Origin of the sequence: Nocardia sp. BMG51109, from assembly GCF_000526215.1 — a bacterium.
Classification (GTDB): Bacteria; Actinomycetota; Actinomycetes; order Mycobacteriales; family Mycobacteriaceae; genus Nocardia.
The window spans coordinates 8,004,670-8,019,015 of the sequence record NZ_JAFQ01000004.1; the positions used below are offsets into that span (position 1 = coordinate 8,004,670).

Here is a 14,346-nt window from a genome sequence, read left to right on the forward strand (position 1 = left end):
CCCGTCGCGGACCTCAGTCCTCTGGTCCGAAGATCCGGCGGCGCACTGCCAGCAACTGTAACTCCGGACGCGCCGCCACGTGGCGTTCACACCGGTCGAGTACCTCTGTGAGATGCCCCATCCCGCCGCTGACCATGGCCACGCCCAGCAGCGTGCGGCGATACCGGTCCTGTTCCCCGCCCTCGGTCGCGCAGACGCCGAAACGCTGCAATTCGGCCAGGATGGGCCGGACAACGGAGCGCTTCTGTTTCAGCGAATGCACATCGCCGAGCAGAATGTCGAACTCCAGCGCCCCGACGAACACGGCTCACCTCATTGTCATCTCTCGGCGCAGCCCGCGCCGGGCGAATACTATTCGCCCGGCGCGGGTTTCGGCTCGTTCTCAGTCGCGCGGCTTCTCACGAAGCTCGTAGGCCTCGATGAAGTCGCCTTCCTTGATGTCGTTGTAGCTCAGCGTCATACCGCATTCGAAGCCCTCACGGGCCTCCATGACATCGTCCTTCTCGCGGCGCAGCGATTGAATCGTCGTCTCGGCGACCACCACATTGTCGCGAAGCAGGCGAGCCTTGGCATTGCGCTTGACCGCCCCGGAGGTGACCATGCAACCGGCGATGTTGCCGAACTTCGAGGAACGGAAGATCGCCCGGATCTCGGCGCGACCCAGCTCGACCTCCTCGTAGATCGGCTTGAGCATGCCCTTGAGGGCCTTCTCGATCTCGTCGATGGCCTGGTAGATCACCGAGTAGTACCGGATGTCGACACCCTCGCGGGCGGCCAGCTCACTGGCCTTGCCCTCGGCCCGGACGTTGAACCCGATGATGATCGCGCTCGACGCCGCCGCCAGGTTGATATCGGTCTCCGTGACGCCACCGACGCCGCGGCTGATCACCCGCAGGCGCACCTCGTCGTCGATCTCGATGCCCAGCAGGGACTCCTCGAGCGCCTCGACGGTACCCGAGTTGTCGCCCTTCAGGATCAGGTTCAGCTCCGAGGTCTCCTTCAGGGCCGCGTCCAGATCCTCCAGGCTGATCCGCTTCCGGCTGCGCGCGGCCAGCGCGTTGCGCTTGCGCGCGTTGCGCCGGTCGGCGATCTGCCGGGCGATGCGGTCCTCCTCGACGACCATGAAGTTGTCGCCGGCGCCCGGGACCGAGGTGAAGCCGATGACCTCGACCGGCCGCGAGGGCAGCGCCTCGTCGACGTCCACGCCGTGTTCGTCGACCATGCGGCGCACGCGGCCGTAGGCATCGCCCGCCACGATCGAGTCGCCGACCCGCAGCGAACCGCGCTGCACCAGCACCGTGGCCACCGGGCCGCGGCCGCGGTCCAGATGCGCCTCGATGGCGACACCCTGCGCGTCCTGGTCCGGATTGGCCCGCAGATCCAGCGCCGCGTCCGCGGTCAGCACCACGGCCTCCAGCAGCGACTCGATATTGATGCCCTGGCGCGCGGAGATGTCGACGAACATGGTCTCGCCGCCGTACTCCTCCGACACCAGGCCGTACTCCGTCAGCTGCTGGCGGATCTTCTGCGGGTTGGCGCCTTCCTTGTCGATCTTGTTGACCGCCACCACGATCGGCACGTCCGCGGCCTGCGCGTGGTTGACCGCCTCCACCGTCTGCGGCATGACGCCGTCGTCGGCGGCGACCACCAGCACCGCGATGTCGGTGGCCTTCGCACCGCGGGCACGCATGGCGGTGAACGCCTCGTGACCCGGGGTGTCGATGAAGGTGATCAGGCGCTCGTCGTCGGCCACGTTGGCCATGACCTGGTAGGCGCCGATGTGCTGGGTGATGCCGCCGGCCTCGCCCTCGCGGACGTTGGTCTTGCGGATGGTGTCCAGCAGTCGGGTCTTACCGTGGTCGACGTGGCCCATGACGGTCACCACCGGCGGGCGGACCTGGAGGTCCTCCTCCTTGCCCTCGTCCTCGCCGTAGGTGAGGTCGAAGCTCTCCAGCAGTTCGCGGTCCTCGTCCTCGGGCGAGACCACGTGCACGACGTAGTTCATCTCGCCGCCGAGCAGCTCGAAGATCTCGTCGTTGACCGACTGGGTCGCGGTCACCATCTCGCCGAGGTTGAACAGCACCTGCACCAGCGAGGCCGGGTTGGCGTTGATTTTCTCGGCGAAGTCCGACAGCGAGGCGCCGCGGGCGAGGCGGATGATCTCGCCGTTGCCGCGCGGCAGCCGCACGCCGCCGACCGACGGGGCCTGCATCGAGTCGTACTCTTGCCGCTTCTGCCGCTTCGACTTGCGGCCCTTGCGGGGAGCGCCACCGGGACGGCCGAACGCGCCGGCCGCACCGCCGCGGCCACCGGGCCCGCCGGGACGGCCACCGCCGCCGGGACGACCGCGGAAACCGCCGCCGCCGCCCGCGGGAGCGCCCGTGCCGGCGCCACCGCCGCCACCGCCGCCGCGGTAGTTACCGCCACCGCCGCCGCCACCGGGACGACCACCGCCGGCACCGCCACCGGGACGACCACCCGGCCGGTTACCGCCGCCACCGGCCGGGCCGGGGCGAGCCGCACGCTGCGGCATCGCGCCCGGGGTCGGGCGCGGGGGCATCGAGCCGGGGCTCGGCCGCTGACCGGACGGGCGCTGACCGCCGCCCTGCGCGGCCGGCCGCTGCGCGTTGCCCGGATTCGGGCGCTGGCCACCGCCCTGCGACGGACCCGGACGCGGCCCGGGGGCCGGGCGCGGGGTCGGCCGCTCGGGAGCGGAGCTGTAGGGATTGTTGCCGACGCGCGGGGTCTTCGGGCCGGGCTTGGGGCCGCCGCGCTGACCCTGCTGGCCATGCTGGCCGCCGCCCTTCGACTGCCCGGGGCGCGGACCGCCCGGGGTCGGCCGGGACTCCTGCTGCTGCGCGGGCCCGGACTGGGCCGCGGCGGCCGGGGACGGGCGCGGGGCACCGGGCTTGGGCGCCGGGCCGGGCTTGGCCGCGGGACCCGGGCGGGCACCCGACGCGGGCGTCTCGGGCTTCGCCGCGGGCGCGTCGGACTTGGCCGCCGGAGCCTCGGGCTGCGCCGCCGGAGCGTCGGACCTGGCCGCCGGAGCCTCGGGCTGCGCGGGGGTCGACGGCCCGGGAGACGGCTTCGCCGGCGCCGGGGCGGGCGCCGCATTGCGCGGTCCGGGACGGGGGCCCGGCGTCGCGTTCGATGCCGGTTTATTACCTGCCGCGCGCGCGGCCTGGCCGGGACCGGGCCTCGCGGCCTTCGCGTTGCCGTTCGACGGAGCGGATTTCGCCGCGAACGACTCCCGCAGCCGGCGTGCGACGGGTGCCTCCACCGTCGACGACGCCGACTTCACGAACTCGCCCTGCTCCTTCAGCGTTGCGAGTAGTTCCTTGCTCGTGACACCGAGTTCTTTCGCCAACTCGTGCACGCGGGCCTTGCCTGCCACTGCTCTCCTCACTGAGAGGTCGAGCGTGACAGTCCGCCCTCACTGGACGGAAGCCCGCACGACCTCCGGTTATCTTCGATGGCCGTTCATCGTTGGTTCTTCACGGTGTGCTCATGAGTGCTCGTGCCTGTTCTCCACGTAGTGCTCCAGGGCTGAGATATCCAGTTTTCCGGACACTCTTAGCGCTCTGCCGAACGCTCGGCGCCGAACTGCCGTGCTCAGACAAGCCGAAGCGGGGTGCAACCAGGCACCCCGTCCGGGAAGTCCGTGCCGCGGATCGGGAACGACCGCAACGCCCTCGGTATCCGACGACAGCGCCACGACCCGCAACAGATCGGCGGCCAGCTCGCGTTTCCGGCATCCCACACACGTCCGAACGGGACCCGAGGGTGGTGCCTCGGCCCGCGCAGAGCGCGGAGAGGCCGGAGACTCGTGCTGAGCCTTCGTCCACTCTACCGCTGCCATGTCCCGATCTCCGCATCCAGCCCTCTGGTTAGTTACCAACATGTCACTCGGCACCTCAGCTGTACGGTGCCTCCGTGGGGATCGTGCCGGATACGTCGGGTGCGGCGTCGCTGCGGATGTCGATGCGCCAGCCGGTCAGCCGGGCCGCCAGCCTGGCGTTCTGGCCTTCCTTACCGATCGCCAGCGAGAGCTGGAAGTCGGGGACCACGACCCGCGCGGCGCGTGCCTCGGCGTCCACGATCGTGACCGAGACAACCTTCGAGGGGCTCAGCGCATTCCCGACGAAGGTGGCCGGATCGTCGGCGTAATCGATGATGTCGATCTTCTCCCCCGCCAGCTCGCTCATCACGTTGCGCACCCGCTGCCCCATCGGGCCGATGCAGGCGCCCTTCGCGTTGACGCCGGGCACGGTGGTGCGCACCGCGATCTTGGAGCGGTGCCCGGCCTCGCGGGCCACCGCGACGATCTCCACCGAACCGTCGGCGATCTCGGGCACCTCCAGGGCGAACAGCCGCCGCACCAGATTGGGATGCGAGCGCGAGAGGTTGATCTGCGGGCCGCGTGCGCCGCGCGATACCGCGTAGACGTAGCACTTGATCCGGTCGCCGTGCTCGTAGGTCTCGCCGGGGACCTGCTCGGCCGGCGGGATCAGGCCCTCGGCGCCCTGCGCCTCGCTGCCGATCCGCACCACCACCGTGCCGCGCGCGTTCATCCGCGCGTCGCGCTGCACCACGCCGCCGACGATGTCGCCCTCGTGCGTGGAGTACTCGCCGAAGGACTTCTCGTTCTCCGCGTCGCGCAGCCGCTGCAGCACCACCTGCCGGGCGGTGGTGGCCGCGATGCGGCCGAAACCCTCCGGGGTGTCGTCCCATTCGGAGATGGTGTTGCCGTCGGTGTCGACCTCGCGGGCCAGCACCCGGACCATGCCGGTCTTCTGGTTGATGTCGATGCGGGCGTTGGGCTGATGGCCCTCGGTGTGCCGGTAGGCGGTCAGCAGCGCGGACTCGATCGCGGAGATCACCGTCTCCATCGAGATCCCCTTGTCCGCGACGATCGCGCGCAGGGCTTCGATTTCGATGTTCATTCCACGATCCCTTCGGTCGGCGCGGCTACTGAATCGGCTGCTTCCCCATCTTTTTCTCCCGGCCCGGGACGCCCCGGCGCCACTCCTCCGGCCAGCTCCAGCTCCGCGGCTCCCGGTGGCGAGAACTCCACCTGGACGACGGCCCTGCCGATATCGGCCAGCGGCACCGTGACGCGGTGCGGTTTTCGTTTTCCGCCCAGCACCAGGGCCACCTCGGAGTCGGTGGTGATGCCGACCCGCGCGTCGAACGTGTCCGCGTCCTCCGGACCGGATACGCCCGGGCGCATGGTGACCCGCACCTTGCGGCCGCGGGCGCGCCGCCAATGCCGGGGCGCGGTGAGCGGGCGGTCGACACCGGGAGTGGTCACCTCGAGCAGATACGAGGCGTCGCCGAATTCGTCGGCCTCGTCCAGAACCTCCGACACCTCGGAACTCAGTTCGGCGATCGTGTCCAGATCCAGGGCCTCGTCGCCGTCGACGGTCACCGTCACCCGCGCCTGCTCCCGACCGGAGGCCGCAATCGACACGCCCTCGAGGTCGAACCCTCGGCGCTCGAGGAGTCCAGCAACGAGCTGGCTCACCCTTTCCTCGGTCGGCATCGGCATGTGGGGCGGCTCCTGGTTCAGTTGTGGCGTGGTGGAGTTGTCGGTATCGGTCCTGGTCGGGCATGGTCAGCGCGGATCGACGGCGAATCACTCCGTCGCAGTTCCAGCGTAACGTGCTGAAAGAGTGTAAAGGACCAGCCAACCTTCTCGAATTTCGCGCCCGCGCCGGTGACCTGCCGACAACGACTCCGAGATTCGGCAGGGATCGCGTGTCGAATGCCCTCGGCGCATCCGGGCGAGACACAGGCTGGCACGATGTACGCGTGCCGAGCACCCCCCACACCGTTCCGCCCCGCCGAGTCGCGGCCGACTCGGCGGCCCGCGTTCCCGCGAGTTCCGCCGTCCCGAACCGTCGTTCGGTGCTGCGCGCGACCGGCGGCGGCGCCCTCGCGATCGCCGTACTCGGCGCCGCGGCCTGCACCGACGACAAGCCCCTCGAACCGGATGTGCTGCTGGCACAGGAACAGTCGGCGCGCACCGACGCCGTGTGGGCGCAGGCCGCCATGGCGGGCGCACCGGAGCACAGTGCCGCCCTGACCACGATCGCCGCACAACGCACCGAGCACGCGGATACCCTGCGCGCCGAAATCGACCGGGCGATCGGCATTTACGGCGACGGCACCAAGCCGAAGTCGGCCACGCCGCCGGTGTCCCCGCCGCCCGCGCCCACCCCGCCGCCGACGGTGGCGGCGCTGCGCGAGCAGCTGACCCGTTCCCAGCGCTCGGCCGCGGATCTGTCGGTCGGACAGGAGGGCTATCGCGCCGGGCTGCTGGCCTCGATCAGCGCGTGCTGTGCCACGCATGCGGGGGTGCTGCTCGCGTGAGAGCGCGCGGCCGACGAAACGACCACGCGGACGGCCGAATCCGGGTGCGACGGCAGGACACGGCACGCGCCCGGACGGATAACGGCACGGCCCGCACGGCGCCCGCCGGGCATCCCGCCCGAAGCCTGCCGGACAGCACCGCGGCGAGACATGCGCATGCCGGAAAGGACACAGCAGCATGACGACACCCGACCAGCAGGCGCTGGCCGACGCCCTCACCGCCGAGTACGCCGCCGTGTACTCCTACGGCGTGATCTCCGCCTATGCGTCGAGCGAGCGCAACCAGATCATCGCGGAGTACCTGGCAGCACACCGGGCACGGCGCGATGGCACCATCGACGCCCTGCAGCGGCTCGGCGCGCCCGTGCCCGCTCCCGCCGCGGCCTACCCGCCGCCGTTCCCGGTGAACGACCCCATCCCCGCCGCGAATTTGGCGGTCACGGTGGAGTCCGGCGCCGCCGTCGCCTGGCGCTCGGTGGTGGAGCGCGCGAGTTCCCCCGACATCCGCCGCATCGGCATCGACGCACTCACCGAATCCGCCACCCGCCTGGCCACCTGGCAGTCGATCCTCGGAACCACCCCGCCCACGGCGGCATTTCCCGGACAGCCGTGAAAGGCACTGCGGGCATCCGGTTCTGGTGAGTCAGTCGACAGACCCTCGTGGAACCACCCACCCGCACGACTGACCGGTCATGTCCGAGATCAGATCGAAGTCATGGTCGTAATGCAGAAGGGTCAGCTCTTCTCGTTCCGCCGCCGCTGCAACGACGAGATCCGGAACCTTCCGGCCCTTCAGCCCAGCGGCCGCCAAGGCACGCTGAACGCCACAAGCACGCGCATAGTCCTGCGGGAGTACGTCGACAGCGGCAAACGCCCGCAGCGCACGGTGAAGATCGTCCCACTCACGTGCATTTCGGGCCGAAAAACCGATCTCCAGGTCCGAATACGTACAGCGCGCTAGAGCATCCTGTTTCGCCAGTGGAAGCAAGGCTTTGCTCACACTCGGATGTCGCAGCCTCGACAGGGCACTCGTCTCGGCAAGATGCGTCAGCGACGCCATGAGGCGTCCCGGTCCTCATCGGTGAGCCGCACCCCTGCCAGCACCTCGAACGCCGCCTCGACCTCACGCTCACGCCGGCCCGCCGCCTCGGCGAGGGCGGCGTTCACGGTGTCCTTGATCGTCTCTGTACGGAAGTGCGCGCGGGCGGCATCCAGTAACTCGTCATCGACATCGATCAGCCTTTTCGTCACTTATCGAGTATATATCCAACAGCACGGTATATATCGATTGAACTCAGCCGCGGGCCCTGGTCAGGACGACCGGGACCGCGTCGGCCGCCGGGACCTCCTCGGTGGCGCCGGTGAAGCGGTCGCGCAGTTCGACCGTGCCGTCGGCCCAGCCGCGGCCGACGACCAGGACCAGAGGCATGCCGAGCAGTTCGGCGTCCTTGAACTTGACGCCGGGGGACGCGGTGCGGTCGTCCAGCAGGACGTCCAGGCCGGACGCATCCAGTTGGGCGGCAACCTGTTCGGCGCCCTCGCGGGCGGCGGCATCCTTGTTCGCGATGACGACGTGCACGTCGAACGGGGCGACCTCGCGCGGCCAGCGCAGGCCCTTCTCGTCGTGCAGCTGTTCGGCCAGCACCGCGACCATGCGGGAGACGCCGATGCCGTACGAACCCATGACGAGGCGCACCGGCTTGCCGTTCTCGCCGAGCACGTCGACCTCGAAGGCGTCGGTGTACTTGTAGCCGAGCTGGAAGATGTGGCCGATCTCGATGCCCCGCGCGGCGTGCAGCACGCCGCGCCCGTCGGGCGAGGGATCGCCGTCGCGCACCTCGGCGGCCTCGATGGTGCCGTCGGGGGTGAAGTCGCGCCCGGCGACCAGGCCGACCACATGCCGGCCGGGTGCGTCGGCGCCGGTGATCCAGGACGTGCCGGCCACCACGCGGGGATCGACCAGGTAGCGAACGCCGTTGTCCCGCAGCGACTTCGGGCCGATGTAGCCCTTGGTCAGGAACGGGTTCGCGGCGAAGTCGGCCTCGGTGAGCAGCTCCACCTCGGCGGGCTCCAGCGCGGCGCCCAGCCGCTTGCCGTCCACCTCGCGATCGCCCGGCACGCCGATGCCGAGGATCTCGGACTTGCCGTCGGGGTGATGCAGCTTCACCATCACGTTCTTGAGTGTGTCGGCGGCCGTCACCGGGCGGCCCAGCCGCTCACCGATTCCCGCGGCGTTGGCCCAGTCGACGAGGGTCGCGATGGTCGGGGTGTCGGGCGTGTCGTGCACCTGCGCCTCGGGCTGCCCGGCGATCGGGAGCTCCGGCGGCGCCGGGGTGACCACGGCCTCGACATTGGCGGCGTAGCCGGACTCGCGACAGATCACGTAGGTGTCCTCGCCGACCGGGCTGTCGGCCAGGAACTCCTCGGACGCGCTGCCGCCCATCGCGCCGGAGGTGGCCGCGACGATCACGTAGTCGACCCCGAGCCGATCGAAGATGCGCCGATACGCCTCGCGGTGCGCGGCATAGCTGGCCTTCAGCCCGTCCTCGTCGAGGTCGAAGGAGTAGGCGTCCTTCATGACGAATTCGCGGCCGCGCAGGATGCCGGCGCGGGGGCGTTCCTCGTCGCGGTACTTGATCTGGATCTGGTACAGCGTGACCGGCAGATCCTTGTAGGAGTTGTACTCACCCTTGACGGTGAGCGCGAACAGCTCCTCGTGGGTGGGGCCGAGCAGGTAGTCGGCCTTCTTGCGGTCCTGCAGCCGGAACAGGCTGTCGCCGTACTCGGTCCAGCGTCCGGTGGCCTCGTAGGGCTCGCGCGGCAGCAGCGCCGGGAGCGAGATCTCCTGGTCGCCGATGGCGTCCATCTCCTCGCGCACCACGTTCTCGATCTTGCGCAGCACCTTCAGGCCCAGCGGTAGCCACGAGTAGACCCCCGGCGCGACGCGGCGGACGTATCCGCCGCGGACGAGCAGCTTGTGGCTGGGCACCTCGGCGTCGGCCGGATCGTCACGCAGGGTGCGCAGGAAAAGGTGGGAGAGACGGGTGATCACGGGTGGACAGCGTAGCCCCCGGCCGCGCCGGCCCGCGCCGCGCCCGGCCACGGCGGCGGAGATTCGGTACGAACCGGGCGTCGCGTCGTCCTGCGAGCTACCGGCGCCGAGCGCCGGCCGGTCGCGTCGGTAGCGTATCGGCTCGTGCTGGTGATATTGCCTCCCTCCGAAACGAAGTCAGACGGTGGTGTGCTCGGTCCACTGGATCTGGACGAGCTGTCGCTGCCACAGCTCACGACGGTCCGGGACAAGCTGGTCACCGAACTGGTGGAGTTGGCGGCCGATCCGGCGGCCGCCCGCGCGGCGCTCGCGCTCGGCAAGGGGGCCGATCCGGAGATCGCCCGCAACGCGGCGCTGCGCACCTCCGCCACCCGGCCGGCGCTGGAGCGCTACACCGGTGTGCTCTACGACGCGCTCGATGCCCGGGCGTTCACCAAGGCGCAGCGTGCGAAGGCCGAGGCCCGGCTGGCGATCGGCTCGGCGTTGTTCGGGGTGGTGCGGGCGGGCGATCCGATTCCGGCCTACCGGTTGTCGGGTGGGTCGAAACTGCCGGGGCTGCCGACACTTTCGTCGCTGTGGAAGCCGGTTCTGGTCCCGGCGCTGCGCGCGGAGACCGCGGGGCAACTCGTCGTGGACCTGCGCTCGGGCAGCTATCAGCAGCTGGGCCGCGTCCCGGGCGCCGTCACCGCGACCGTGCTCACCGAACGCCCGGACGGCACCCGCACCGTGGTCAGTCACTTCAACAAGCATCACAAGGGGCTGCTGGCGCGGGCGCTGGTGTGCGGCCGCGCCGAACCGGCCGACATCCGCGGACTGGCACGGGTCGCCGAAAAGGCCGGGCTGCGGGTGGAAATCGCATCGTCCACCGAACTTCTCGTCCTCACCTGAGTGAATTCCAGGTGTCGTACCACCCAATTCGAATCGAATAGCCAGCGGCTTGTTTTCGAATACTCGGTTACCGAAAAAGGTGTCGCCCAGTACATTCCGATATGGCCGCACCGGAATATATTGTCTCGCTTGGGAATGTCGGGCGGCATAACGTAAGGTTGTCGCCGCGCGCCGACCGCGCGCATATTTTTTCGTTGCGATGCCGAGGAGCTTGGCGTGGGTGCCCATTCCACCCCTGATGACAAGGCCGCCCGTGAAGAAAAAGCGCTGCGCGAGCTGACCGGTCGACTTGTCGATGCCTATGACGACAGCCATTCCCGTGAACGGGTGGAAAGTGCGGTCGGCACGGCCCGGAGTAGATTCGACGGAACGTCCGTTCGCGATTTCGTACCGATTCTGGTAGAGCGCCTGGCCCGGCGGGAACTGGAAGAACCGCAGGAACCCGAAGCCGCCGAAGGTGATTCGGCGCCGGACGATTCCGTCCCCGGCGGTTCGGTGGAACCCGGCGGCCGCATCGAGCGATTGCGTTCCGCCGCAAAGGATCTGGTGCCGCCGCCCTGGACGCCGCGCAAGCTCGCGGTGCCCGCCGGCGTGCTCGTGGTCGTCGTGGCCGTGGCCGTCGCGATCGGCGTCGGTGGTTCCTCCACCGAATCTCCCACTGCCGCAACCGAACCGCTGACCACCGTCAGCGGCGTCGTCGGCTCGGAGAAGGCGGCCTTCTTCGCGGATCCGCGGGTGGCCGACGCACTGGCCCGGCACGGCCTGCGCGCCGAGGTGGATCCGGCCGGGTCGCGCCAGATTTCCAGCACGGTGGACCTGGGCAACTACGACTTCGCGTTCCCGTCGAGCGCCCCCGCCGCGGAACGCCTTCTGCGCCAGCGGAATACCACCGTCTCCTACACGCCGTTCTCCTCCCCCATGGCGATCGCGACCTTCCGGCCGATCGTGGACCTGCTGACCAGGGCGGGGGTGGTGCGGCCGGGACCGGTGCCGACCTTCGACATGAACCGGTACCTCGATCTCACCCAGCGCGGCGTGCAGTGGGACCAGCTCGAGGGCAACACCGAATATCCGGTGCGCAAGAGCGTGCTCATCTCCACCACCGATCCGCGCACCTCGAATTCGGCCGCCATGTACCTGGCCGCCGCCGGCTACGTCGCCAACGACAATTCGATCGTGCGCGGCCGCACCGCCGAGGAGTTCGTGGTGTCCAAGGTGGCGCGGCTGTTCACCAAGCAGGGCTACACCGACAACTCCAGCGAGGGTCCGTTCGCCCAGTACCTGTCGTCGGGGATGGGCCCCACGCCGCTGGTGTGGAGCTACGAGGCGCAGTTCGTGGAGGCTGGGGTGCAGGGCAGGTTGCAGCCGGATATGACCCTGCTGTACCCGTCGCCGACCGTGATCTCGCGGCACACCCTGGTGCCGATCACTCCCGAGGGTGACCGCATCGGCAGCCTGCTGACGACCGACCCCGAACTGCAGCGCCTGGCCGCCGAGCACGGCTTCCGGCCCAACGACGGCGCCCAGTTCGCGAAAGTCGTTGCCGAGCACAATGTTCCGGCCGCGCAAAACGTCGTCGACGTGGTGGACACCCCCGCCTACGACACCCTCGAGCACCTGCTCGACGGCGTCGCGGAGTCGTTCAACTGAGCTGCGGATGACACGCCGGGCCCCGCTCGGCCGACCCGGCGCGGGGTGGTAGAAGTGGCCTGGTGGAGAGCGAAGGGCTGGATCCGGAGCTGATCGAACTGGCGTCGAAGATCTTCGACCTGGCCAGAACGGGTGATGCGGCGACGTTGGCCGCCTACCTGGAGGCCGGTGTGCCGGTGAATCTCGCCAACGACCGTGGCGACACGCTGCTCATGCTCGCCGCCTACCACGGGCACCCGGAGGCCGTCACGGTCCTGCTCGACCGCGGCGCCGACCCCGACCGCGTCAACGACCGGGGCCAGACCCCGGCCGCGGGCGCGGTGTTCAAGGGCGAGGACGAGATCGTGCGCGCGCTGCTCGCCGCGGGCGCCGACCCGGACGCCGGAACACCGTCGGCCCGCGACTCGGCCACCCTGTTCGGCAAGACGGAACTACTGGAATTGTTCGGCGAGCACTGAGCCGAGCTTCCCTCGCACCACCGGTCGTGGGGTTACGGGAACCGGGGAGGCAGGTACCGTCTCCGCCATGCCACTACGACCCGAGCGTTGGAGGCCGCCGCCCGCGCCGCCACGCGCCCGCGAAACTCGCAGTGCCCCACCGATGCCCACGCCGCGGTTGGTGCCGTTGCCCGGTTCCGGACCCGAGGATGTGGTACTGGCGGCGGACGGGCGGGTGTGCACCGGGGTGGCGGACGGGTCGCTGCTGGCCGTCGATCCCGACAGCGGTGCCGTGGAGAAGATCGGCGACACCGGCGGCCGGCCGCTCGGCCTGCACGCCGAACCCGATGGCGCCCTGCTGATCTGCGACTCCGAGCGCGGCCTGCTCAGTTCTGCTGAGCCTGCTTCTCCGCCTGCTGCGCCTGGGCGAGTTCCTGCGGGGTGTAGCGCAGGCTGAGGGCGATCACGCCGACGATGGCCGCGCCGATCCCGCAGACCAGCAGCACCAGGGTGTAACCGCTGCTGAGCGCCGAGATATCGCTCGGGCTCATATCCGCGGCGCGACCGGTACGGCCGCCCAGCGCCAGCGTGCGGGACGCGGCGATCGGGCTGAGGATGCCGATCGCGAGCGGCGTACCCAGATTGAAGATCATCTGCCCGATCGCCGACAGCGGACCGACCTCCGTGGCCGGAACGCCGACCAGCAGGCACAGCGGCGCCACCACGATCACGACGCCGACACCGAGTCCCGCACCCACGAGCAGGATGAGCAGCGTCGGCGCATAGCTCACGCCGCCGTCGAGGGTCGAGCCGTAGATTCCGGACGCGGACAGAATTGCCGCGGAAACCGCCAGCAGCCATCGCGGTTTGACGACCATGGCCCCCTTGGAGGCCACGGCGGTGCCGACGCCGGCACCGAGCGTGAACGGGATCGACGCGACACCCGCCACCAGTGGGCTGTAGCCGATGACATTCTGCAGGAACTGCGCGACGAAATACGTCATCCCGGCAAGGACGCCCGAACCGAGCAGCAGTGCCACGAACGTGACGGACCGATCCCGGTGACGGAACAGCGACAGCGGCAGCACCGGATTCTCGGCGGTGCGTTCCACCAGGACGAAAGCCACCAGTAGCAGCAGGCCCGCGACGAGGGAGCCGATAATCCACGGGCTGGTCCACCCCATGGCGGGCCCTTCGGTGGCACCGAACACAACCGCGACGCATGCCGCGGTGCCCAGCACCGATCCCGGAACGTCGAGCGCCAAACGGTGCTGTGCCGTATCCCGAAGCACCATCACCGCACCGAGCACGATGAATACACCGATGGGGACATTGATCAGAAAGACCAGGCGCCAATCCAGCTGAGTCAGGGCGCCGCCGACGACCAATCCGCCGACCGACCCGACGGCCTGCATCGAGGCGAAGACCGCAATGGCTTGATTGCGCACGGAGCCGGGCGCATAGGTGCTCACGACCAGCGCCATTGCCGACGGGGCGGCAATCGCGCCGCCGAGGCCCTGAACGGCGCGGGACGCGATGAGCATCGCCTCGTTCTGCGCGAGCCCACAGGCCAGCGACGCCGCCGTGAATATCAGAACGCCGATGATGAGAACGCGCTTGCGGCCGAACAGATCCCCGAGCCGCCCGCCGAGCAGCATCAAACCGGCGAACGTCAGCCCGTACGCGGTAACCGTCCATGCGCTGCCCGAACTCGACAGGCCCATCTGTTCCTGCAGACGGGGCAGCGCCAGAATCACGATGGTGCCGTCGAGAATGACCATCAGGTTCAATCCGCTGAGCACCAGAATCGGCAACCCGAAGGCCCGCTTCGTCACCGGATATTGCGTCGTCGTAGCGGGGTTGTCGAGCACAGTGAGCCACTGTATCGGATGTCCGGGCCGCCGCTCCGAACCCGTTGTGCGCACCCCTACCCGGCACACCGGTGGG

The 14,346-nt window shown here is 69.6% G+C and carries 15 protein-coding genes; 6 read left to right on the forward strand and 9 right to left on the reverse strand.

Features of this window, described 5'->3' with window-relative positions; genetic code table 11:
• Positions 1-13: 13 nt before the first annotated feature.
• The 5 genes from D892_RS0137750 to rimP all read right to left on the reverse strand — a co-directional run bounded on the left by D892_RS0137750 (position 14) and on the right by rimP (position 5,548).
• A complete protein-coding gene (locus D892_RS0137750) occupies positions 14-304 on the reverse strand; it encodes a DUF503 domain-containing protein (RefSeq protein ID WP_024806217.1) in 291 nt (96 codons plus the stop codon).
• A gap of 78 nt (positions 305-382) precedes the next feature.
• Positions 383-3,394, reverse strand: a complete 3,012-nt coding sequence (infB, locus tag D892_RS0137755) for a translation initiation factor IF-2 (protein ID WP_024806218.1) — start codon at positions 3,392-3,394, stop codon at positions 383-385.
• Positions 3,395-3,505: 111 nt separating this feature from the next.
• Entirely contained in the window at positions 3,506-3,859 is a 354-nt protein-coding gene (locus tag D892_RS45970) for a YlxR family protein (protein WP_084161388.1), read from the reverse strand.
• Between the two features lie 55 nt (positions 3,860-3,914).
• Positions 3,915-4,943 (reverse strand): transcription termination factor NusA, encoded by a 1,029-nt coding sequence (gene nusA, locus D892_RS0137760; protein WP_024806219.1) that lies wholly within the window; start codon positions 4,941-4,943, stop codon positions 3,915-3,917.
• The gene (gene rimP, locus D892_RS0137765; RefSeq protein ID WP_024806220.1) at positions 4,940-5,548 is read right to left on the reverse strand and encodes a ribosome maturation factor RimP; all 609 of its coding nucleotides are present in this window, start codon (positions 5,546-5,548) and stop codon (positions 4,940-4,942) included. The genes nusA and rimP overlap by 4 nt, the downstream gene beginning before the upstream one ends.
• A 263-nt stretch (positions 5,549-5,811) precedes the next feature.
• On the opposite strand from rimP, the gene D892_RS0137770 reads away from it, so the two are divergent.
• Positions 5,812-6,372: a hypothetical protein gene (locus tag D892_RS0137770; protein ID WP_024806221.1), complete on the forward strand. Its 561-nt coding sequence runs from the start codon at positions 5,812-5,814 to the stop codon at positions 6,370-6,372.
• 178 nt (positions 6,373-6,550) lie between these two features.
• On the forward strand, positions 6,551-6,985 hold the full coding sequence (locus D892_RS0137775) for a ferritin-like domain-containing protein (RefSeq protein ID WP_024806222.1): 435 nt from the start codon (positions 6,551-6,553) through the stop codon (positions 6,983-6,985).
• Positions 6,986-7,015: 30 nt separating this feature from the next.
• On the opposite strand, the gene D892_RS47375 is transcribed toward D892_RS0137775, so the two are convergent.
• Genes D892_RS47375 through D892_RS0137790 form a run of 3 tightly spaced genes read right to left on the reverse strand, consistent with a single transcriptional unit; the run spans position 7,016 to position 9,424 of the window.
• Positions 7,016-7,432 carry a PIN domain-containing protein gene (locus D892_RS47375; protein WP_156959876.1) on the reverse strand — a complete coding sequence of 139 codons (417 nt, stop codon included), beginning with the start codon at positions 7,430-7,432 and terminating at the stop codon, positions 7,016-7,018.
• On the reverse strand, positions 7,420-7,623 hold the full coding sequence (locus D892_RS0137785) for a hypothetical protein (protein ID WP_024806224.1): 204 nt from the start codon (positions 7,621-7,623) through the stop codon (positions 7,420-7,422). Before D892_RS0137785 ends, D892_RS47375 begins: the two co-directional genes overlap by 13 nt.
• 43 nt (positions 7,624-7,666) lie before the next feature.
• Entirely contained in the window at positions 7,667-9,424 is a 1,758-nt protein-coding gene (locus tag D892_RS0137790) for a proline--tRNA ligase (RefSeq protein WP_024806225.1), read from the reverse strand.
• A gap of 144 nt (positions 9,425-9,568) precedes the next feature.
• Between D892_RS0137790 and yaaA the strand changes: the two genes are divergently transcribed.
• The 4 genes from yaaA (at position 9,569) to D892_RS49905 (ending at position 12,856) form a co-directional block, all read left to right on the forward strand.
• Positions 9,569-10,312, forward strand: a complete 744-nt coding sequence (gene yaaA, locus D892_RS0137795; protein ID WP_024806226.1) for a peroxide stress protein YaaA — start codon at positions 9,569-9,571, stop codon at positions 10,310-10,312.
• Between the two features lie 216 nt (positions 10,313-10,528).
• On the forward strand, positions 10,529-11,962 hold the full coding sequence (locus D892_RS0137800; protein ID WP_232236263.1) for a three-helix bundle dimerization domain-containing protein: 1,434 nt from the start codon (positions 10,529-10,531) through the stop codon (positions 11,960-11,962).
• A gap of 59 nt (positions 11,963-12,021) precedes the next feature.
• Entirely contained in the window at positions 12,022-12,420 is a 399-nt protein-coding gene (locus D892_RS0137805; protein WP_232236428.1) for an ankyrin repeat domain-containing protein, read from the forward strand.
• Between the two features lie 142 nt (positions 12,421-12,562).
• Positions 12,563-12,856 (forward strand): hypothetical protein, encoded by a 294-nt coding sequence (locus D892_RS49905; RefSeq protein ID WP_369801794.1) that lies wholly within the window; start codon positions 12,563-12,565, stop codon positions 12,854-12,856.
• On the opposite strand, the gene D892_RS0137810 is transcribed toward D892_RS49905, so the two are convergent.
• The gene (locus tag D892_RS0137810) at positions 12,786-14,270 is read right to left on the reverse strand and encodes an MFS transporter (RefSeq protein WP_024806229.1); all 1,485 of its coding nucleotides are present in this window, start codon (positions 14,268-14,270) and stop codon (positions 12,786-12,788) included. The two genes, D892_RS49905 and D892_RS0137810, sit on opposite strands and share 71 nt — an antisense overlap.
• Positions 14,271-14,346: the final 76 nt, after the last annotated feature.